A 16,961-nucleotide genomic window follows, 5' to 3' on the forward strand; every position below is an offset into this window, starting at 1 on the left:
TTCCGTGCTATTCGTCCGTTGGGCACGCTGAAGGAATGCTTGAAAGCGCAAGCTCTGGGGCTTCCCCCTAAAATGGGAGAGTTGCCCCCGGGTGGTCCGCACCTGTCCGATCGACACGAGGAACTAATGAGCCCCGCAAACGAACCCCGCAAGTCCAAAGCAGAACGCACGGCAGAGGCCCGCGAGAAAGCACGCCAGATTCGCGAAGAGCAGCTGAAAAAGGACAAGCGGAACAAGCTGCTGATCGGCTGGGGCATCGTCGTAGCAGTGGTTGCCATCCTCGCTGTTGTGGCGCTCGTGGTCAGCACCAGCCTCAAGAACAACGCTCCCGTGGCGGACCAGGGCCCGACTCCTGCCAACGCCAACGTCCATGGCGGCGTCACCCTCCTGAAGGGCTCAGAGGTAGCAAAGTCGGAGCCCGGCACGGTGAACATCGCCGACCTTCCGTCGGCGCCGGCAACTCCTCCCGCCACGGTGAAGGCTCCCGGTGCGGATGCTGAGGCCGGCAAGCCGGTGAAGGTGGTGCTGTACATCGACTTCATCTGCCCCGTGTGCAAGAACTTCGAAGCCCAGTACAACGAGACCCTTACGAAGCTCCGCGACGAAGGAAAGATCACCGTGGAATACCGTCCGCTGGGCTTCCTGGACAGCCGCTCCACCACCAACTACTCCTCCCGCGCAGCCAATGCCGCGGCGTGTGTAGTGAATGAATCCCCGGAGAAGTACTCGGATTTCGTCAACGCACTGTTTGACAAGCAGCCGGCTGAAGGCAGCGCCGGCCTGTCCGACGACGACCTGAAGAAGATGGCCACGGAAGTCGGCGCCAAGAGCATCGACTCGTGCATCGATCAGAAGACCTACCGTCCCTGGGTGAAGTACGCCACCCAGGAGGCGTCCATCATCGGCGTCTCGGGCACACCGACCGTCATGGTGGACGGCAAGCAGTGGGGCAAGGGCGACAGCGCGCAGACCGAATTCCCGGCCTTCGTCGAGGCAGCGATCAAGGCCAAGGCCTAACCGCCGGCGGCCTGCCCGAATGAGCCGATGGCCCGGTTCCCGGATTTCCGGGAACCGGGCCATCGCCGTTTTTACCAGCAGGCCGTCCTTGGGCTAACCTTATCTAGCGCCTTCGCGGCGCCAGCCCTGACGGGCGCGCCTCCTTAGCTCAGTTGGCCAGAGCACCGCTCTTGTAAAGCGGGGGTCGTCGGTTCGAATCCGACAGGGGGCTCCACAGCGGCCGGGACCGGCCTGCGGCATTAGTCCGCGTCAATCTGCTCCAGCAAATCCTTGGCCGCCTTGCGGATGTCCTCGTGATCGTGCTGCGCGGCCCGGCTCTCCAGCGAAATGACGGCGCAGCGGTGGACTTTCTTGAAGTCGCCGAACGGGAAGCTGCCCGCCAGCCCCGCCAGAGATTTACTCGGCGGAGACGCCGCCGAAACGTGGCCACAACACGGGGCGCCTAACTTTGCTCCATGACCACGACATTGACCCCGGCCAGAGCCCTGCTGGAGAGGCTGCGCGGCACCGTCGCGGACGCATTGTTCCTCGCCCGTCTTCCGGCCACCGAGGAGCAGGCCGCGGACGCCCTTTCGGAGGTCACGCGCTGGGCCTGGCTGCCTGCCCTGAGCGGGATTGCGGTCGCGGGAGACCACGCGCGAAAGGCCCATGACGCCGCCGCCGGCGGGGGAGCGGAATAGCCCTGACACGCTGGCAATGTCGCGTTGCGCACACTATTCTTCAACCTCCTGCTTAATGACCTAAACTGCTTCACTGAGGTGCCTGAAATGGCGCTGCGCAGCAACGAAAGTGAACAACGCTATGGCTACCGATTACGACGCCCCACGCAAGACAGAAGAAGAGTCTCCCTCCGAATCCCTGGAGGCCCTGCAGGCGTCTCGTGGCGGCGGCGCCCAGACCGCAGTTATCGACGTCGATGAGAACGACACCGCCGAGGGCATCGACCTTCCGGGCGCTGATCTTTCCGGCGAGGAACTGACGGTCATTGTTGTTCCCGAGCAGTCCGATGAATTCACCTGCTCCTCCTGCTTCCTGGTCCGTCACCGCTCCCAGGTGGCCCGCGAAAAGAACGGCATGAAGTACTGCCGCGACTGCGAAGGCTGATACTGCCCCCCCAGGCGCTCGCCCTTCCTTACAGCAAGCTACGCGAGACGCCGGCGGCCCCCTCAGGGGTAGCTGGCGCCTCGCTTTTTTGTGCCCTTTTCTTGTTCACCATGGCCGTTGCATTCCCGGTTGGAGGCGCTGTCCGCAAGTACAGTGCGGTCCCGGAGGATAACCTCCGTTATGAGCGATAACGGCCAAATGGAGGAACGGCCACAAACGCCTCTCGATGCCACTAAGAAAGCCCCGGGAATCACGGTCCTGTGATCGGCGTAGGGCGAGATTAACGGTTGCGCTCCGAACCGGATACACCCCTCGTTTGGGGGGTTCTGCGCTCCTACGCTTGAGCTATCCAATCACTCGAGGGGGTGGCCAAAAATGAAAAAAATTCACGCTTGGCTGACAGCTATCCTTATGGCTGTCGGACTAGGCCTTCTGGCTCCGGGGGCCGCCTCCGCAGCCTCTTACTGTGGACTGGTCTGGGGCTCGTTGGAGGAGTCCAACCAGACCATGAGCACCGCATCCGTATCCAATGTAAGGACGGGGCAGCACTATTGCTTCGACCGGCTGGTAATCGATCTCAAGGGAAAGGCCCAGGGCTACAACGTCCGCTACGTCTCCAAGGTGGTCCAGGACGGCTCCGGCCTGCCCATCAAAATGAGGGGCGGCGCGTTCCTGCAGATCACCGCCAACTCACCCGCCTATGACAATGAAACCGGCAAGGCCACCTTCATTCCGGCCAACAGGTCCGAGGTGACCAACGTTTCCGGTTACCAGACCTTCCGACAGGTTGCCTGGGCAGGAAGCTTTGAGGGCTACACCAGCCTGGGTCTCGGTGTCCGCGCGCGGCTTCCGTTCCAGGTATTCACCCTGGACGGACCGGGCTCAGGCTCCCGCCTGGTCATCGACGTTGCCCACTACTGGTGACATCCCGGCGTCGCGAGCCAACGGCGTCCCTGGACCGGCGACGCACTGACTAGCACAGCGAATGCCCCGCCCCCGGGAAACCGGGAAGCGGGGCATCGCTGTGCTGCTTTCTCTGAGCTGTGCTGCTTTTCTGAATCTGCTGCTATTCCGGAACCACAAGCGCCGGGGTGTCCTTGCGGATGGTTTCGCCGCGGAAGAACCCGGGGTGCCTCCGGGCTGCGACCAGCATCACCACCACACCCGCGGCCAGAATACCGATGCCCAGGATGAACACCAGCCCCACACCGAAGATCTCGGAACCGCTGCCGAAGTCGGGAGCCCAACTGTCAACCGCCGTCTGGAAGAACACCACGGTGAGCACCAGGCCGCCCAGGACCGGGAACAGCAGGCGCATCAGGAAGTTGCGGACGCTGGAGAACAAGCTGTGCCGGAAGTACCAAGTGCAGGCGAACGCCGTCAGGGCGTAGTAGAAGCAGATCATCAGGCCCAAAGCCATGATGGTGTCGTTGAGGACGTTTTCGCTGACCACCTTCATGATTGCGTAGAACCCGCCGGAGATCAGACCGGCCATGAGCGTGGCATAGCCGGGCGATCCGAACCGCTTGCTGACCGTGGCAAAGCGCGCCGGCAGGGCGCCGTAGTGGCCCATGGCCAGCATGCTGCGGGCCGGGGATGCCATGGTGGACTGCAGCGATGATGCGGTGCCGGACAGCACAGCCAGGGACATCAGGATGGCCAGCGGGCCCATTACCGGAGAGGCCAGCGCAGCAAAGACGTTCTGCTGGTTGTCCGGATTGTTCAGCCCGATGCTGTCGGCACCGACGCCGGCCACCATCATGGTTGCCAAGATCACCGCGATGTACAGGCCGAGAACGGCGATCGCCGTCGTCGTGCCAGCCTTGCCGGCAGTTCCCTTACCGCCCTTGGTTTCCTCGTTCACGGTCAGGCAGACGTCCCAGCCCCAGTAGACGAAGACCGCCAGGGACATGCCGGCAGTGAACTGTTCAAAACTTTCGATCTTCGCGGGGTTGAACCAGTCCCAGCTGAAGCTGATGGCGGTGGGGGAATCACCGGAGGTGGCGTGGGTGACGGCCATGACGATGAAGACCGCTAGGACGACAACCTGGAACCCGACCATGCTGTACTGCACGAGCTTGGTGGCGTGCAGGCCGCGGTAGCTGATCCAGACGGCCAGCGCAACGAACACCAGGCAGGTAGCGATGTTCAGCGCCTTGTTGGAGGTCAGGTCCGCGAGCTCGGGATTGCCGAACACCTGGGCCAGGAAGAGGTAGAAGAAGTCCACTGCGACGCCCGCCAGGTTGGACAGGACGATGATGTTCGCGGCGAGAAGCCCCCAGCCGCCCATCCAGCCCACGAACGGGCCGAAAGCCTTGGTGGCCCACGTGAACGTGGTGCCGCTGTCCGGGGAATCGGCGTTGAGCTCGCGGTAGGCGAACGCCACGAGGATCATGGGGATGAACGCGATGATGAAGATCGCCGGCAGCTGCACGCCCACGGCGCTCACGGCAGGCCCGAGCGAACTGGTCAGACTGTAGGCTGGCGCGACCGAGGAGATGCCAAGCACGACGACGGCGAGGAGGCCCAGCTGCCCGCCCTTGAGGCCCTTGCCGGTAATGCCGTGCGGGGCATCATCGGCCGTAACGGGTGCACCAGGCGTTGAGCTTTGGCGGATGGTTTGAGTCATGTCCGGCCCTTTCTGGGAGTGAACAGGTTCTAGGAGGCAGCAGGCTGCTGCTGGGTGATGCAGTGGATGCCGCCGCCCCTGGCGAAGAGTTCGCGGGCGTCGATGCCCACGATCCGGCGGCCTGGGTAGGCGTCTGCAAGGATGCGCAGCGCCTTCTCGTCATTGGGGTCCGAGAAGGTGCAGGCGATGACGCCGCCGTTGACCGCCACATGGTTGATGTAGCTGTAGTCCACGAAACCTTCCGGATCCGTGAGCGTTTCCGGGGCCGGAACTTCGATGATGTCCCACTCCCGCCCGGCGGCGTCTTTCGTGGAGGACAGGAAACTGATGATTTCGCGGCTGACGTCGAAGTCGGGATGTGCCGGATTCTGCTGCGAATGGACCAGCAGGGTGCCCGGTGACGGTATGGTGGCGACAATGTCCACGTGGCCCCGCGTGCCGAACCGTTCGGAATCGCGCGTAAGGCCGCGGGGAACCCAGATCACGTGCGTGGCGCCGATGGTCCGGGCCAGCTCGGCTTCGATCTCGGCCTTGCTGAGGCCGGGGTTGCGGCCCGGATCCAGCTGCACGGTTTCGGTGACCAGCACGGTTCCCTCCCCGTCCACCTGGATCCCGCCACCTTCGTTGACCAGCCCGGATACGAGGTGGTGGGCGCCGGACCTGCCGGCGACCTCGGCGGCGATGAGCGAGTCCTTGTCCCACCTGGCCCAGTCCTGCGCGCCCCAGCCGTTGAAGACCCAGTCCACGGCGCCGAGCCGGCCGCCGCCGTCCAGCACAAAAGTGGGGCCAATATCGCGCATCCAGGCGTCGTTCAGTTCGGCGGTGAGCACCTCAACGGCCGGATCCAGGTAGCGGGCGGCGGTCCCGACGTCGGCCGGGTCAACCACCACGGTGACCGGCTCAAATTCGACGGCGGCATTGGCAACTGCGGCCCAGACCGAACGCGCCGCGTGGGCCTCTTCCGCTGTGTCGCCCAGTGTGTAGCCGGCGGCGGGGAACGCCATCCAGAGCCGCTCCTGGCGTGCCGTCTCGGCGGGCATGCGCCAGTTGCTCATGCGGTCACCTCCGCGGGTACGTAGCCGGTGGTTGGGCTTGTCGAAATCCCGAACGGCGCATCGCGGCGGACCGGTTCGGTGAGCCGGGCGTAGGTGTCGGGACGCCGGGTGGTCAGGAAGGGGAACAAGGTGAGCCAGTCACGCCGCTGGTCCAAGTCAAGGTCCGCGACAAGCACTGCCGATTCGTCGCGCGGCGCCTGCACCAAAATCCGGCCGTAGGGATCGGAGATGAAGGAGGAACCGTAGAAGTTCAGGCCCCCCTCGTGGCCCCAGCGGTTGGGGACCACCATGAACAGCCCGTTTGCGATGCCGTTGCCCACGATGACCTGCTGCCACAGGGGCTGCGTATCGAAGTCCGGGAAGAGCGGCTCGGAACCGATCGCCGTCGGATATACGAGCAGTTCGGCACCGCCCAGCGAGTACATCCTGGCGAGCTCCGGGAACCATTCGTCCCAGCAGGTGGGCATCCCGAGCCGCGCGCCGCCGAGTTCGACGGGGGAGTGGACTTCGTAGGCGTCCCCGTCAGCCGGGCCCTGACGGAAGAACCTGTCCTCGTAGTAGCCGGCAGTCACGGGGATGTGGAGTTTGTGCGTCCGGGCCAGGAGCTCGCCGCCCGGGGAGACCAGAATGGACGTGTTCAGGCCCAGGCCGTCGTCCGTGCCGTCCGGGTTCTCGGCCCGCTGGTAGAGCGAGGCATGGACGCTGATGTTGTTCCGGCGGGCAGCTTCGGCGGCGAAGCGGAAGGTGGGGCCGGTGAGCAGGTCTTCGGCATTGTCCGAGGGACGCGGCCGGGTTTGTCCGGACCTGCCCAGGTCATTGTCCGGAACCTGGTCCGCCGGATAGCGGGACAGGGTGAGCTCAGGCAGGAAGACCACGGTGGCGCCGAGCCGGGCCGCGCGGTCGATGCCGTCGTTGAGTTCGGCGCGAAGGGCAGCGGCGCTGCTGTGCCAGCGGTGCTGCACAACGCCTACCCGCAGGGCGGGGCGCGTGGACGGCGTTGTCCGTGCGGGCGAGGCGGGCGAATCGAGGCGGGTGATTTCAATCATGATGACTACTCCAGTGAGACGACCGTCACTAAATGAATGACGTTCATTTAGTATGCACAGTGAGGATGCGTCTGGCAAGGGTTATGTGAATACCGTTCATTTATGACTGGATAGTAAGTAAGCTGATCGTGAAATTTGCAACGCGTCCTCCCCGCCCGCGGGGCCCCTGCGGTAGCGTCGAAACCACTGGACCAATCGAGGAGGATTCATGAAAGCTTCACCGACACTGACCAACAACATGCAGGCCGTGCTGGCCGATCTGATCGAGCTGCACCTTCAGGGCAAGCAGGCCCACTGGAACATCGTGGGAACCAACTTCAGGGACCTCCACCTCCAGCTGGACGAGATCGTCGACGCCGCGAGGGCGTTCGCGGACGACATGGCGGAGCGCATGCGGGCGCTGCATGCCCTCCCTGACGGCAGGAGCGAGACTGTGGCAAAGTCCACGAGTCTTGCCCAGTTCCCCCAGGGGCTCATCAATACCAAGGATGCGATCGACCGGATCGTGGCCGCGCTTGAAGCGGCCGTCGGCACCATGCGCAAGGTTCATGACGAGGTGGACGAGGAGGACCCCACCACGGCAGACCTGCTCCACGCCTTCATCGAGAAGCTCGAGCAGTACGCCTGGATGGTTGGCGCCGAGAACATGAAGGCTTCGGCGAGCGTCACGCGGCCTGACGGCAAGTAGCAGGCAGCAGCAAGCAGCCGTCAGCGGCGGGCAGGCGCTGCTGGCCGACATGCGGACGGCCCCGGAGTATCTCCGGGGCCGTCCGCATGTCCACTTAATCCCTTGACATCTCGCTCCTTCGGGGAATACTTAAGCATGTGCTTAACAATTCATCACCGGCAGACGCGGAGCTCGACGCCGTGTTCCAGGCGCTCGCCGACCCCACGCGGAGGGCGATCCTGATCCGCTTGTGCGAGGGCCCGGCGTCGGTCTCGGAGCTGGCCAGGCCCTTTGCCATGAGCCTGCCCGGAATTGTGCAGCACCTTCAGGTCCTGGAAGGCAGCGGCCTGGTGCGCACCGAAAAGATCGGCAGGGTGCGCAGCTGCAGCATCGTCCCGGCCACCGTCCGCCTCGCGGAAGGCTGGCTCAGTGCCCGCCGGACCGCCGCTGAGCGCCGGCTCGACCGGCTGGAGTCGTTCCTTGATTCAGATGATCCACCCACAACAACCAGGAGTACGTCATGAGCACCCCCATCACGCATGCCAGCTTCACGTTGTCACGCAAACTCAACGCGCCGCCGTCGCGCGTTTTTGAAGCGTTCTCGGACCCTGCCAGCAAGAAGAAGTGGTTTGCCGGGCCACCGGAATGGAGCCAGGGCGAATCAGGCCTTGACTTCCGGGAGGGCGGCAGCGAAACGGACGTCGGAGGTCCTGAGGGCGGCTTCGTTTCCACGATGCACGCCAGCTACTACGACATCGTTGAGAACGAACGGATTGTCTACACCTACGAGATGCTGCTGGACGGCAAGCGCACGTCTGTTTCGCTCAGCACGGTGGAGCTCCAGGCCGACGGCGACGGAACCCTGCTGACGCTGACGGAACAGGGCGCCTACTTCACCGAGGAAGATCAGGTGGCCGGACGCAAGGAGGGGACCGAGGGGCTGCTCGACGCCCTGCAGGCCTTCGTTGAAGGCGACTGAGAACCCGGCCCGCTGCGTCGGTCCGCCACCGCAGCCGCGGTGACGGACCGCCGTCGGGCAGTGCGCGCTTACTTGGCCTTCGGCACTCCCCGCAGCACGACGGCGGCGAGGGCCGCCGCTCCCGCCATCAGCACCAGCGCGATGGCCGCCGTGATGTGGACGCCGGAGTCGAACGCCGCGCGGGCCGCCGCCGCGAGGGCCTCCGAAAGCGGCGCGGGCAGCGTTCCCGCCAGCTCCATTGCGCCGGCGAGCGTTTCCCGGGCCCGCTCCGCGGAATCGCCCGGGGATGTTTGGGCAACGGCGTCGGGCAGCACCAGGTGCCGCTGGTAGGACGCGGTCAGAATAGATCCCAGAACCGCCGTCCCCAGGAGGGATCCCACTTCATAGCCGGTCTCGGAAATCGCCGCGGCCGCGCCGGACTTCTCCGGCGGGACGGCGCCCAGGATCAGGTCATTCGAGATGGTTTCGGCGGCTCCCACACCCAGGGCCAGGATGAGCAGGGCTCCCAGCAGCAGGGCCGGTCCGGCCGAATGATCGCCAAACGCCACGACGCTGTAGCCCGTCGCGCTCAGCGACAGGCCGCCGGCCACGACGAACCCCGGCCGGACCTTCCGCACCAGCGGCACCACGAGAAGGCCCGCCATTACCGTGGCGGTCAGGGCCGGGAGCATCGCGGTCCCCGACGCTGACGGTGACATCCCGTCGAGCAGCTGCAGGTGCTGCGCGAGGAACAGGATGAAGCCGTTGAAGGAGAACAGTGCCAGCACGTTTGCCGTGATGGCCGTGCTGAACACCCGGTTCCTGAACAGGGACATGTCCAGGAGGGGCGATTCCAGCCGCTGCTGGCGCCGGACGAAAAGGAACCCCATGGCAGCGCCGAGCGCGATGACGGCCAGCGGCTGCACGCCCGGGCCCTCGGTGGCCAGTTCCTTGATGCCGTAGACCACCGGCACCATGGTCAGCAGCGACAGGAAGATGCTGGGCAGGTCCACGCGGCCGGGGCTGGGATCCCTGGACTCCGGAATGAAGGAGGGGCCGAAGACAAGCAGCGGCAGCATGATGGGCACCGCCACGAGCAGCACCGCGCCCCACCAGAACTGTTCCACGAGCCAGCCGCCGAAAATCGGGCCGAGGGCAGCGCCGCCGGAGAAGCCGGCGGCCCACACCGCCACGGCCAGCCGTCGCCTGCCCGGATCCGGAAAAATGTTGCGGATCAGGGACAGCGTGGACGGCATGAGCATCGCGCCGAACAGGCCCAGCGCGGCGCGCCCGGCGATCAGCCATTCGGCGCTCGGAGCGAACGCGGTGGCGGCCGAAACCGCGGCAAAGCCCGTGGTGCCGATGAGAAGCAGCCGGCGGCGACCGATTCTGTCGCCCAGGCTGCCCATGGCCACCAGCAGGCCTGCCAGCACCAGGGCATAGGAGTCCACGATCCACAGCAGCTGCACTCCCGACGGGTCCAGGCTGCGGGCGATGGCCGGCAGGGCAAAGGTTAGTGCGGTGTTGTCCACGGCCACGAGGAGGACCGGGAACATGAGCAGTCCAAGGGCCGTCCAGTCGCGCACGCCGCCGTTGGCGGGGGTTGGGTGCCTGGTGTCGCCGGAGGTGTTCTGGCTGTGCTGATGAAGGAATGGGACGGTGGTCATCACATAACTATACCGTCTGGACGGTATAGTTATAAAGTCGCCTGCAGGAACAGGCATGATGGGAGCCATGGCCAGAAAACCAGTCGCCCGCGGCGCCGTCCTCGATGCCTTTGAATCGCTCCTCATTGAGGTGGGCGAGCGTGCTGCCACCCTGGACGCCGTCGCCGGCCGCGCGGGCGTGTCCAAGGGCGGGCTGCTGTATCACTTCCCGAACAAAGAGGCCCTGATCGGCGTCCTGCTGGACCGGCTGGACGAGTACACGGAGGCGGATACGCGGGCCATGGCCAAGGCGCCGGAAGGTGCCGCGGCCTACTTCATCAAATCGTCGGTGTGGGCGGACACCCCGCTGGACCGCGTCATCGTGGCAGCCACCCGCCTCGCCGAAGTGGCCCATGAGGAGACCCGGCGCCGTTTCGCCCACATCCAGCAGCGGTGGCTCGACGAGATCGCCAAAGACGTGGGCCCCGGCCTTGCGAAGGCGGTGCTCTACATGGGGGACGGTCTGTATTTCAATGCCATGCTGTCGATCGGGCCGGCGGCCACTCCCGCGGAGAGGGCTGCCGACGTCGAGAGCCTGCTCGCCGCGCTGGAACGGCTCCGCGGCTAGCGCCCACCACGCCGCCGGGCCCCTTCGAGACAGTTTGCGGAGGCCTTCCGGACGTAGGAGAATAGCCCCTGTGACTGTTGTCATCGCTAATTGAATATGCCTTTGATCTGCGGCGGGAGAGTTCTGCAAGTAGGTACAAGCAGGCGCCGTAGGAGCAAAGCCTCCCCAGGAATCTCACAGGCCCATGTACCGCCGCGGCAAGGCAACTCTGGAAAGCAGCAGGCTGCCCATCTGGAACGTTCCGTAACTACCTGGAACGTGTTCAGGGCATGCTGTGCTCACCGACGGTGCAAGCGGGGCTGTGCGAAAGCACGGCTGCGCGGAAACTCTCAGGTCCAATACAGAGCGGGGAGGAACCCGAATCAATGTGGCGTACCCTGCGTCGCCTTAGTTTATGGAGTTCCTTTTGACTGTCTACCCGGCCTCCGCCACCCCAGCCTCCACGTCCTTCGTTGACCGGCACATCGGCACCCGCCGTGCAGCCGACGTCGACGCCATGCTCAAGGCTGTCGGCTACGACACTGTTGATGCGCTGGTTGACACGGCAGTACCCAAAGACATCCGGCAGGATTCGCCGCTCCAGCTCGCCCCGGCATTGAGCGAAGTCGAAACGCTCGCCGAGCTGCGCAAGATCGCCGCCAAGAACAAGACGGCCGTGCAGATGATCGGCCAGGGCTACTACGACACCGTGACCCCGCCGGTGATCCGCCGCAACATCCTCGAGGCTCCGGCCTGGTACACGGCCTACACCCCCTACCAGCCGGAGATCTCCCAGGGCCGGCTCGAGGCGCTGCTGAACTTCCAGACCATGGTCCAGGACCTCGTGGGCCTGCCCATCGCCAACGCGTCGCTGCTGGACGAAGCGACCGCCGTGGCCGAGGCCGTGCTGATGATGCGCCGCGCCAACAAGAACAAGGAAGCCCACGACGGCAAGACCGTCCTGGATGCCGACTGCCTGCCCCAGACCATCGCAATCGTCAAGGGCCGCGCCGAAGCGCTCGGCTTCGAGGTCGAGGTTGCGGACCTGTCCAAGGGACTGCCCGACGGCGTCATCAACGGTGTGGTCCTGCAGCAGCCGGGCGTCTCCGGGCGCGTCTTCGACCACTCGGAGGTCATCGCCGCCGCCAAGGAACGCGGTGCGCTCGTGACCGTGGCCGCAGACCTCCTGTCGCTGACCCTCATCACGCCCCCGGGCGAACAGGGCGCGGACATCGCCGTCGGCTCGGCGCAGCGCCTAGGCGTTCCGCTCTTCTACGGCGGCCCCCACGCTGCCTACATGGCCGTCCAAAAGGGCCTTGAGCGGTCCATGCCGGGCCGCCTCGTTGGCGTCTCCAAGGACTCGGCCGGCGTACCTGCGTACCGCCTCGCGCTGCAGACCCGCGAGCAGCACATCCGCCGTGAAAAGGCGACGTCCAACATCTGCACCGCCCAGGCGCTGCTGGCCATCGTCGCATCCATGTATGCCGTCTACCACGGACCCGAAGGCCTGAAGGCGATTGCCGAAACCGCCCACGGCCACGCCAAGACCATTGCCGCCTCGCTGAAGGCTGCCGGGCTGGACGTCCTGCACACCAGCTTCTTCGACACCGTGACCGTGTCCGTCCCGGGCAAGGCTGCAGGCATCATCGCCGCGGCCGAGGCCCGGGGGATCAACCTCCGCAGCATCGACGCCGACACCGTGGGCATCTCCACCGATGAAACGACGACGGCGGCTATCGTCGAGGACGTCCTCGGCGCCTTCGGTGCCAAGGTTGTTGACGCGACGGACGCCTTCTCCCTGGACACCGCCGTCGAACGCTCTTCCGGATATCTGCAGCACCCGGTGTTCAACACCCACCGCTCCGAAACCCAGCTGCTGCGCTACATGCGCCGGCTCTCCGACCGCGACCTCGCGCTGGACCGCACCATGATCCCTCTGGGTTCCTGCACCATGAAGCTGAACGCCACGGCCGAGATGGAGGCCATTTCCTGGCCCGAGTTCGCCTCGATCCACCCGTTCGCGCCTGATTCCCAGACCGAGGGCTGGCGGGAACTGATCGCCGACCTCGAGGCACAGCTGACCGAGATCACCGGCTATGACCAGGTCTCCATCCAGCCGAACGCCGGGTCCCAGGGCGAGCTCGCGGGCCTGCTGGCCATCCGCGGCTACCACCTCTCCCGCGGTGACGCCCAGCGCAACGTCTGCCTCATCCCGGCCTCGGCCCACGGCACCAACGCGGCCTCGGCCGTCCTGGCCGGCATGAAGGTCGTGGTGGTGGCCACCGCCGCCGACGGCACCATCGACCACACCGACCTGAACGCCAAGATCGAGCTGCACAAGGACGCCCTGTCCGCCATCATGATCACCTACCCGTCTACCCACGGGGTGTACGACGCCGACGTGCGCGAGGTCTGCGACGCCATCCACGCCGCCGGCGGCCAGGTCTACATCGACGGCGCCAACCTCAACGCCCTCGTCGGACTGGCCCAGCCCGGCAAGTTCGGCGGCGACGTCTCCCACCTGAACCTGCACAAGACCTTCTGTATCCCGCACGGCGGCGGCGGCCCGGGCGTGGGCCCCGTCGCGGCCAAGGCCCATCTGGCGCCGTTCATGCCGGGCAACGCGGCAACGTGGACCGAGGGCAACGACGTGCCGATCTCCGCTTCGCGCTACGGCTCCGCCGGTGTCCTGCCGATCTCGTGGGCCTACGTGAAGCTCATGGGCGGCAGCGGCCTGACCGAGGCCACCAAGTCGGCGCTGCTCGCCGCCAACTACGTCGCGGCCAGCCTGAACGACTTCTTCCCGGTCCTGTACACGGGCGAGGGCGGACTTGTGGCGCACGAGTGCATCCTCGACCTGCGCGCACTCACGGCCAAGACCGGCGTCACGGCCGAAGATGTGGCCAAGCGCCTCATCGACTACGGCTTCCACGCGCCCACCCTGGCGTTCCCGGTTGCCGGCACTTTGATGGTTGAACCCACCGAGTCCGAGGACCTGGGCGAAATCGACCGGTTCATCAAGGCCATGATTTCCATCCGGGCCGAAATCGACCAGGTGGCAAACGGTGACTTCACCGTTGAAAACAGCCCGCTGCGCAACGCACCGCACACCGCCGCCGCCGTCATCAGCTCGGACTGGGCCCGCGAATACCCGCGGGAGCAGGCAGTCTTCCCCGTCCATTCCCTGAAGCAGGACAAGTACTTCCCGCCCGTGGGACGGATCGACGGCGCCGCCGGTGACCGGAACCTGATCTGCTCCTGCCCGCCCATCGAAGCCTTCGAAAGCTGAGGCCCGCACCATGTCTGAGAACTACACAGCCCTTTACGAAGAGCACAAGAAGCTGGGTGCGTCCTTCACCGACTTCGGCGGCTGGCAGATGCCGCTCAAGTACAGCTCCGAACTGGCCGAACACCACGCGGTCCGCAAGGCTGCCGGCATCTTCGACCTCTCCCACATGGGCGAAGTCTGGGTGACCGGCCCCGATGCGGCAACATTCCTGGACTATGCCCTGGTGGGCAAGATTTCGGCGATGGCCGTCGGCAAGGCCAAGTACTCGCTGATCTGCAACGAGGACGGCGGCATCATTGACGACCTCATCGTGTACCGCCGGCCGGCAGACGCCGAGGGCCACGACCGGTTCCTGGTGGTGCCGAACGCAGGTAACGCCAAAGTGGTGGCCGCGGCTCTTGCCCAGCGTTCGACCGGCTTCGAAGTTGTCGTCGACGACGTATCCGCCGGCACCTCGCTTATCGCCGTGCAAGGACCGAAGGCCGAGGAGATCCTCCTCCGGCTCGTTCCCGCGGCCCAGCACGAGCTCGTCACGGGCCTGAAGTACTACGCCGCCGTGGAGGTCCCGTTCCTGGTGGCTGGCGCCGGCCAGGAACTGCTGCTCGCCCGGACCGGCTACACCGGCGAGGACGGCTTCGAGATCTTCGTGAACAACGACGGCGCCGCCGCCCTCTGGCAGGCTATCGTCGCCATTGCGGATGAAGGGGAGCTGACGCCCGCCGGCCTCGCCTCGCGCGATTCGCTGCGCCTCGAAGCCGGCATGCCGCTCTACGGCAACGAGCTGTCGCTCGTAGGTGACCCGTTCGCCGCCGGCCTCGGTCCCGTCGTCGCGCTCTCCAAGGAAGGCGACTTCGTGGGCAAGGCGGCCCTGGCCGCCAAGAAGGAAGCAGGGGCCGGCGCCACGTCGGGCCGCAGGCTCGTCGGCCTCAAGGGCCGCGGCCGCCGCGCAGGCCGCGGGCACTACCCGGTGCTCAAGGACGGCAACGTTGTTGGCGAAGTGACCTCCGGACAGCCCAGCCCCACGCTCGGCTACCCGGTCGCCATGGCGTACGTCGACGTCGAGTTCACCGAGCCCGGCACTGCCCTGGACATCGACCTCCGCGGCAAGGCGGAGCCGTTCGAAGTGGTCGCACTGCCTTTCTACAAGCGCGCCAAGTAGCCCCGACTCCGCTGGTTGAGGCTGTCGAATCGGCACTTGGCCCCGTCGGGGCTGACATCCTCCGCGTGCTCGGTCGCGTGGACGCCCGCTGGGCGGACGTGACGCTCCCTTAGACGCACGCTTCCGGATGCCAGCCCCGAAGGGGGGCCGCAGCTCACCTTCGGACAAACGGAAAGGCAAGACCGCTCCGGCTTTGCCGCCTTCGAAAGCCAAAGGTGCTGGGGGGTGAAGCGCTTACCGGGGCTCGGCTCCACGCATAACCCAAAGCCACAGTTTCTTCCGGGGAACCGTTGGTTTCTCGGAAAACTGTTGGCCCCCAAGACTGAAACCGGCGGTCGGCGGGTGAGGGGATTCCGGAAGCGTGCGTCTGTCTAAGGGAGCGTCGCGTCCGCTCAGCGGGCGCCTTCGCACGCGGAGGAATTGCCTCTCCGCCACCCAACCCCACCGCGGTCGCCGCTTGACCCAGCCACAACTGATTTAGCACCAAGATTTCAAACGTAAGGAAAAAACATGGCAAAAGTTGCCCCTGAACTGCAGTACTCCGACGAGCACGAGTGGGTTGCGCGCGAGGCCGGGAATGTTGTGTCCATCGGCATCTCGGCCGTGGCCACGGACGCCCTCGGCGACATCGTGTATGTGGACCTGCCCGAGGTGGGCTCGGCCGTGACCGCGGGCGAGACGTGCGGCGAGGTGGAGTCCACCAAGTCCGTCTCGGACCTGTACGCCCCGGTGACGGGCGAGGTGGTCGAGATCAATGACGACGTTGTTTCGGATCCGGCGCTGATCAACAGCGATCCGTACGGTGCCGGCTGGCTGTTCAAGGTGGCAGCCGAGTCCGAAGGCCCGCTGCTCTCCGCGCAGGACTACGCCTCCAAGAACGGCGGCGAGCTGTGAGCGGGGTCGCTGCCGTAACGGCCGCGTTTGAGCAGGTTGTGTCTCCGTCCCTTGACGCGGAGTTGTCGGCGCTGGATCCGGAGATCGCGGCGAAGATCGATGACGAGCTGACGCGGCAGCGCAGCGGGCTGGAGATGATCGCGTCGGAGAACCACACCGCGGTTGCGGTGATGCAGGCGCAGGGCTCGGTGCTGACGAACAAGTACGCCGAAGGGTACCCGGGCAAGCGGTACTACGGCGGCTGCGAGCACGTGGACGTGATCGAGCAGCTGGCGATCGACCGGGTCAAGGCCCTGTTCGGCGCGGAATACGCGAACGTGCAGCCGCACTCCGGGGCGCAGGCGAACGCTTCGGTGATGCACGCGCTGATCAAGCCGGGCGACACCATCATGGGCCTGAACCTGGCCCACGGCGGGCACCTGACGCACGGGATGCGGATCAACTTCTCCGGCCGGCTCTACAACGTCGTTCCGTACCAGGTCCGCGAGGAGGACCACCGGATCGACATGGCCGAGGTGGAGCGCCTGGCCCTGGAGCACCGGCCGGCGCTGATCGTGGCCGGCTGGTCCGCCTATGCCCGGCAGCTGGACTTTGCGGAGTTCCGCCGGATCGCCGACTCCGTGGGCGCGTACCTGATGGTGGACATGGCGCACTTCGCCGGGCTCGTGGCCGCCGGGCTGCACCCGTCCCCGGTGCCGCACGCGCACGTGACGACGTCGACGACGCACAAGACCCTGGCCGGTCCGCGCGGCGGGATCATCCTGTCCAACGATGCCGACATCGCCAAGAAGATCAACTCGGCGGTGTTCCCGGGCCAGCAGGGCGGGCCGCTGGAGCACGTGATCGCGGGCAAGGCCGTGGCGTTCAAGATCGCCGCCTCGGCCGAGTTC

16 protein-coding genes, 1 tRNA gene and 1 riboswitch are annotated in these 16,961 nt (G+C 65.8%); of the genes, 13 read left to right on the forward strand and 4 right to left on the reverse strand.

Annotated features, from left to right (window positions below):
- The first annotated feature begins 126 nt into the window (after positions 1 to 126).
- From ASG92_RS10205 to ASG92_RS10225, 5 genes are all read left to right on the forward strand, one after another.
- Positions 127 to 1,017 (forward strand): DsbA family protein, encoded by an 891-nt coding sequence (locus tag ASG92_RS10205; RefSeq protein ID WP_056627514.1) that lies wholly within the window; start codon positions 127 to 129, stop codon positions 1,015 to 1,017.
- 137 nt (positions 1,018 to 1,154) lie between these two features.
- Positions 1,155 to 1,231 (forward strand) — tRNA-Thr (locus ASG92_RS10210).
- 241 nt (positions 1,232 to 1,472) lie between these two features.
- The gene (locus ASG92_RS10215; protein ID WP_240987082.1) at positions 1,473 to 1,697 is read left to right on the forward strand and encodes a hypothetical protein; all 225 of its coding nucleotides are present in this window, start codon (positions 1,473 to 1,475) and stop codon (positions 1,695 to 1,697) included.
- Positions 1,698 to 1,818: 121 nt separating this feature from the next.
- Positions 1,819 to 2,121, forward strand: a complete 303-nt coding sequence (locus tag ASG92_RS10220) for a DUF4193 domain-containing protein (RefSeq protein ID WP_056627517.1) — start codon at positions 1,819 to 1,821, stop codon at positions 2,119 to 2,121.
- Positions 2,122 to 2,496: 375 nt separating this feature from the next.
- On the forward strand, positions 2,497 to 3,045 hold the full coding sequence (locus ASG92_RS10225) for a hypothetical protein (protein WP_056627520.1): 549 nt from the start codon (positions 2,497 to 2,499) through the stop codon (positions 3,043 to 3,045).
- A gap of 142 nt (positions 3,046 to 3,187) precedes the next feature.
- Here ASG92_RS10225 and ASG92_RS10230 read toward each other — a convergent pair whose 3' ends face one another.
- Genes ASG92_RS10230 through ASG92_RS10240 form a run of 3 tightly spaced genes read right to left on the reverse strand, consistent with a single transcriptional unit; the run spans position 3,188 to position 6,851 of the window.
- Positions 3,188 to 4,750, reverse strand: coding sequence for an APC family permease (locus tag ASG92_RS10230; RefSeq protein ID WP_056627523.1), 1,563 nt, complete (start codon positions 4,748 to 4,750; stop codon positions 3,188 to 3,190).
- A 29-nt stretch (positions 4,751 to 4,779) separates the two neighbouring features.
- On the reverse strand, positions 4,780 to 5,805 hold the full coding sequence (locus ASG92_RS10235; RefSeq protein ID WP_056627526.1) for an agmatine deiminase family protein: 1,026 nt from the start codon (positions 5,803 to 5,805) through the stop codon (positions 4,780 to 4,782).
- On the reverse strand, positions 5,802 to 6,851 hold the full coding sequence (locus ASG92_RS10240) for a nitrilase-related carbon-nitrogen hydrolase (protein ID WP_056627529.1): 1,050 nt from the start codon (positions 6,849 to 6,851) through the stop codon (positions 5,802 to 5,804). Before ASG92_RS10240 ends, ASG92_RS10235 begins: the two co-directional genes overlap by 4 nt.
- A 208-nt stretch (positions 6,852 to 7,059) precedes the next feature.
- On the opposite strand from ASG92_RS10240, the gene ASG92_RS10245 reads away from it, so the two are divergent.
- From ASG92_RS10245 to ASG92_RS10255, 3 genes are all read left to right on the forward strand, one after another.
- On the forward strand, positions 7,060 to 7,539 hold the full coding sequence (locus ASG92_RS10245) for a DNA starvation/stationary phase protection protein (protein ID WP_056627532.1): 480 nt from the start codon (positions 7,060 to 7,062) through the stop codon (positions 7,537 to 7,539).
- A 137-nt stretch (positions 7,540 to 7,676) separates the two neighbouring features.
- Complete coding sequence (locus ASG92_RS10250) at positions 7,677 to 8,042, forward strand: metalloregulator ArsR/SmtB family transcription factor (RefSeq protein ID WP_056627535.1); 366 nt, start codon at positions 7,677 to 7,679, stop codon at positions 8,040 to 8,042.
- A complete protein-coding gene (locus ASG92_RS10255) occupies positions 8,039 to 8,497 on the forward strand; it encodes an SRPBCC family protein (RefSeq protein ID WP_056627538.1) in 459 nt (152 codons plus the stop codon). The genes ASG92_RS10250 and ASG92_RS10255 overlap by 4 nt, the downstream gene beginning before the upstream one ends.
- A 68-nt stretch (positions 8,498 to 8,565) precedes the next feature.
- Here the strand turns inward: ASG92_RS10255 and ASG92_RS10260 are convergent, their stop codons facing one another.
- Complete coding sequence (locus ASG92_RS10260; RefSeq protein ID WP_082579432.1) at positions 8,566 to 10,143, reverse strand: MFS transporter; 1,578 nt, start codon at positions 10,141 to 10,143, stop codon at positions 8,566 to 8,568.
- Between the two features lie 67 nt (positions 10,144 to 10,210).
- Between ASG92_RS10260 and ASG92_RS10265 the strand changes: the two genes are divergently transcribed.
- The 5 genes from ASG92_RS10265 to glyA all read left to right on the forward strand — a co-directional run.
- A complete protein-coding gene (locus ASG92_RS10265) occupies positions 10,211 to 10,750 on the forward strand; it encodes a TetR/AcrR family transcriptional regulator (RefSeq protein ID WP_056627715.1) in 540 nt (179 codons plus the stop codon).
- A gap of 103 nt (positions 10,751 to 10,853) precedes the next feature.
- A riboswitch (glycine riboswitch) is annotated at positions 10,854 to 10,952 on the forward strand.
- Positions 10,953 to 11,144: 192 nt separating this feature from the next.
- Positions 11,145 to 14,018: an aminomethyl-transferring glycine dehydrogenase gene (gene gcvP, locus ASG92_RS10270; RefSeq protein ID WP_056627541.1), complete on the forward strand. Its 2,874-nt coding sequence runs from the start codon at positions 11,145 to 11,147 to the stop codon at positions 14,016 to 14,018.
- Between the two features lie 10 nt (positions 14,019 to 14,028).
- A complete protein-coding gene (gene gcvT, locus ASG92_RS10275; RefSeq protein ID WP_056627542.1) occupies positions 14,029 to 15,177 on the forward strand; it encodes a glycine cleavage system aminomethyltransferase GcvT in 1,149 nt (382 codons plus the stop codon).
- 510 nt (positions 15,178 to 15,687) lie between these two features.
- Positions 15,688 to 16,071, forward strand: coding sequence for a glycine cleavage system protein GcvH (gene gcvH, locus ASG92_RS10280; protein ID WP_056627545.1), 384 nt, complete (start codon positions 15,688 to 15,690; stop codon positions 16,069 to 16,071).
- Positions 16,068 to 16,961 (forward strand): serine hydroxymethyltransferase (gene glyA / locus ASG92_RS10285; protein ID WP_277308759.1); only part of this gene is annotated, 894 nt, incomplete at its 3' end. The genes gcvH and glyA, both read left to right, overlap by 4 nt.

Source organism: Arthrobacter sp. Soil736 (assembly GCF_001428005.1).
GTDB lineage: Bacteria > Actinomycetota > Actinomycetes > Actinomycetales > Micrococcaceae > Arthrobacter.

Bases quoted from the DNA above. Each gene is read 5' to 3' on its own strand.
- ASG92_RS10205 (WP_056627514.1), top strand. From the start codon at position 127: ATGAGCCCCGCAAACGAACCCCGCAAGTCCAAAGCAGAACGCACGGCA.
- ASG92_RS10220 (WP_056627517.1), top strand. From the start codon at position 1,819: ATGGCTACCGATTACGACGCCCCACGCAAGACAGAAGAAGAGTCTCCC.
- ASG92_RS10245 (WP_056627532.1), top strand. From the start codon at position 7,060: ATGAAAGCTTCACCGACACTGACCAACAACATGCAGGCCGTGCTGGCC.
- ASG92_RS10230 (WP_056627523.1), bottom strand. From the start codon at position 4,750: ATGACTCAAACCATCCGCCAAAGCTCAACGCCTGGTGCACCCGTTACG.
- ASG92_RS10235 (WP_056627526.1), bottom strand. From the start codon at position 5,805: ATGAGCAACTGGCGCATGCCCGCCGAGACGGCACGCCAGGAGCGGCTC.
- gcvP (WP_056627541.1), top strand. From the start codon at position 11,145: ATGGAGTTCCTTTTGACTGTCTACCCGGCCTCCGCCACCCCAGCCTCC.
- ASG92_RS10240 (WP_056627529.1), bottom strand. From the start codon at position 6,851: ATGATTGAAATCACCCGCCTCGATTCGCCCGCCTCGCCCGCACGGACA.
- ASG92_RS10265 (WP_056627715.1), top strand. From the start codon at position 10,211: ATGGCCAGAAAACCAGTCGCCCGCGGCGCCGTCCTCGATGCCTTTGAA.
- ASG92_RS10215 (WP_240987082.1), top strand. From the start codon at position 1,473: ATGACCACGACATTGACCCCGGCCAGAGCCCTGCTGGAGAGGCTGCGC.
- gcvT (WP_056627542.1), top strand. From the start codon at position 14,029: ATGTCTGAGAACTACACAGCCCTTTACGAAGAGCACAAGAAGCTGGGT.
- ASG92_RS10225 (WP_056627520.1), top strand. From the start codon at position 2,497: ATGAAAAAAATTCACGCTTGGCTGACAGCTATCCTTATGGCTGTCGGA.
- gcvH (WP_056627545.1), top strand. From the start codon at position 15,688: ATGGCAAAAGTTGCCCCTGAACTGCAGTACTCCGACGAGCACGAGTGG.
- ASG92_RS10260 (WP_082579432.1), bottom strand. From the start codon at position 10,143: ATGACCACCGTCCCATTCCTTCATCAGCACAGCCAGAACACCTCCGGC.
- ASG92_RS10255 (WP_056627538.1), top strand. From the start codon at position 8,039: ATGAGCACCCCCATCACGCATGCCAGCTTCACGTTGTCACGCAAACTC.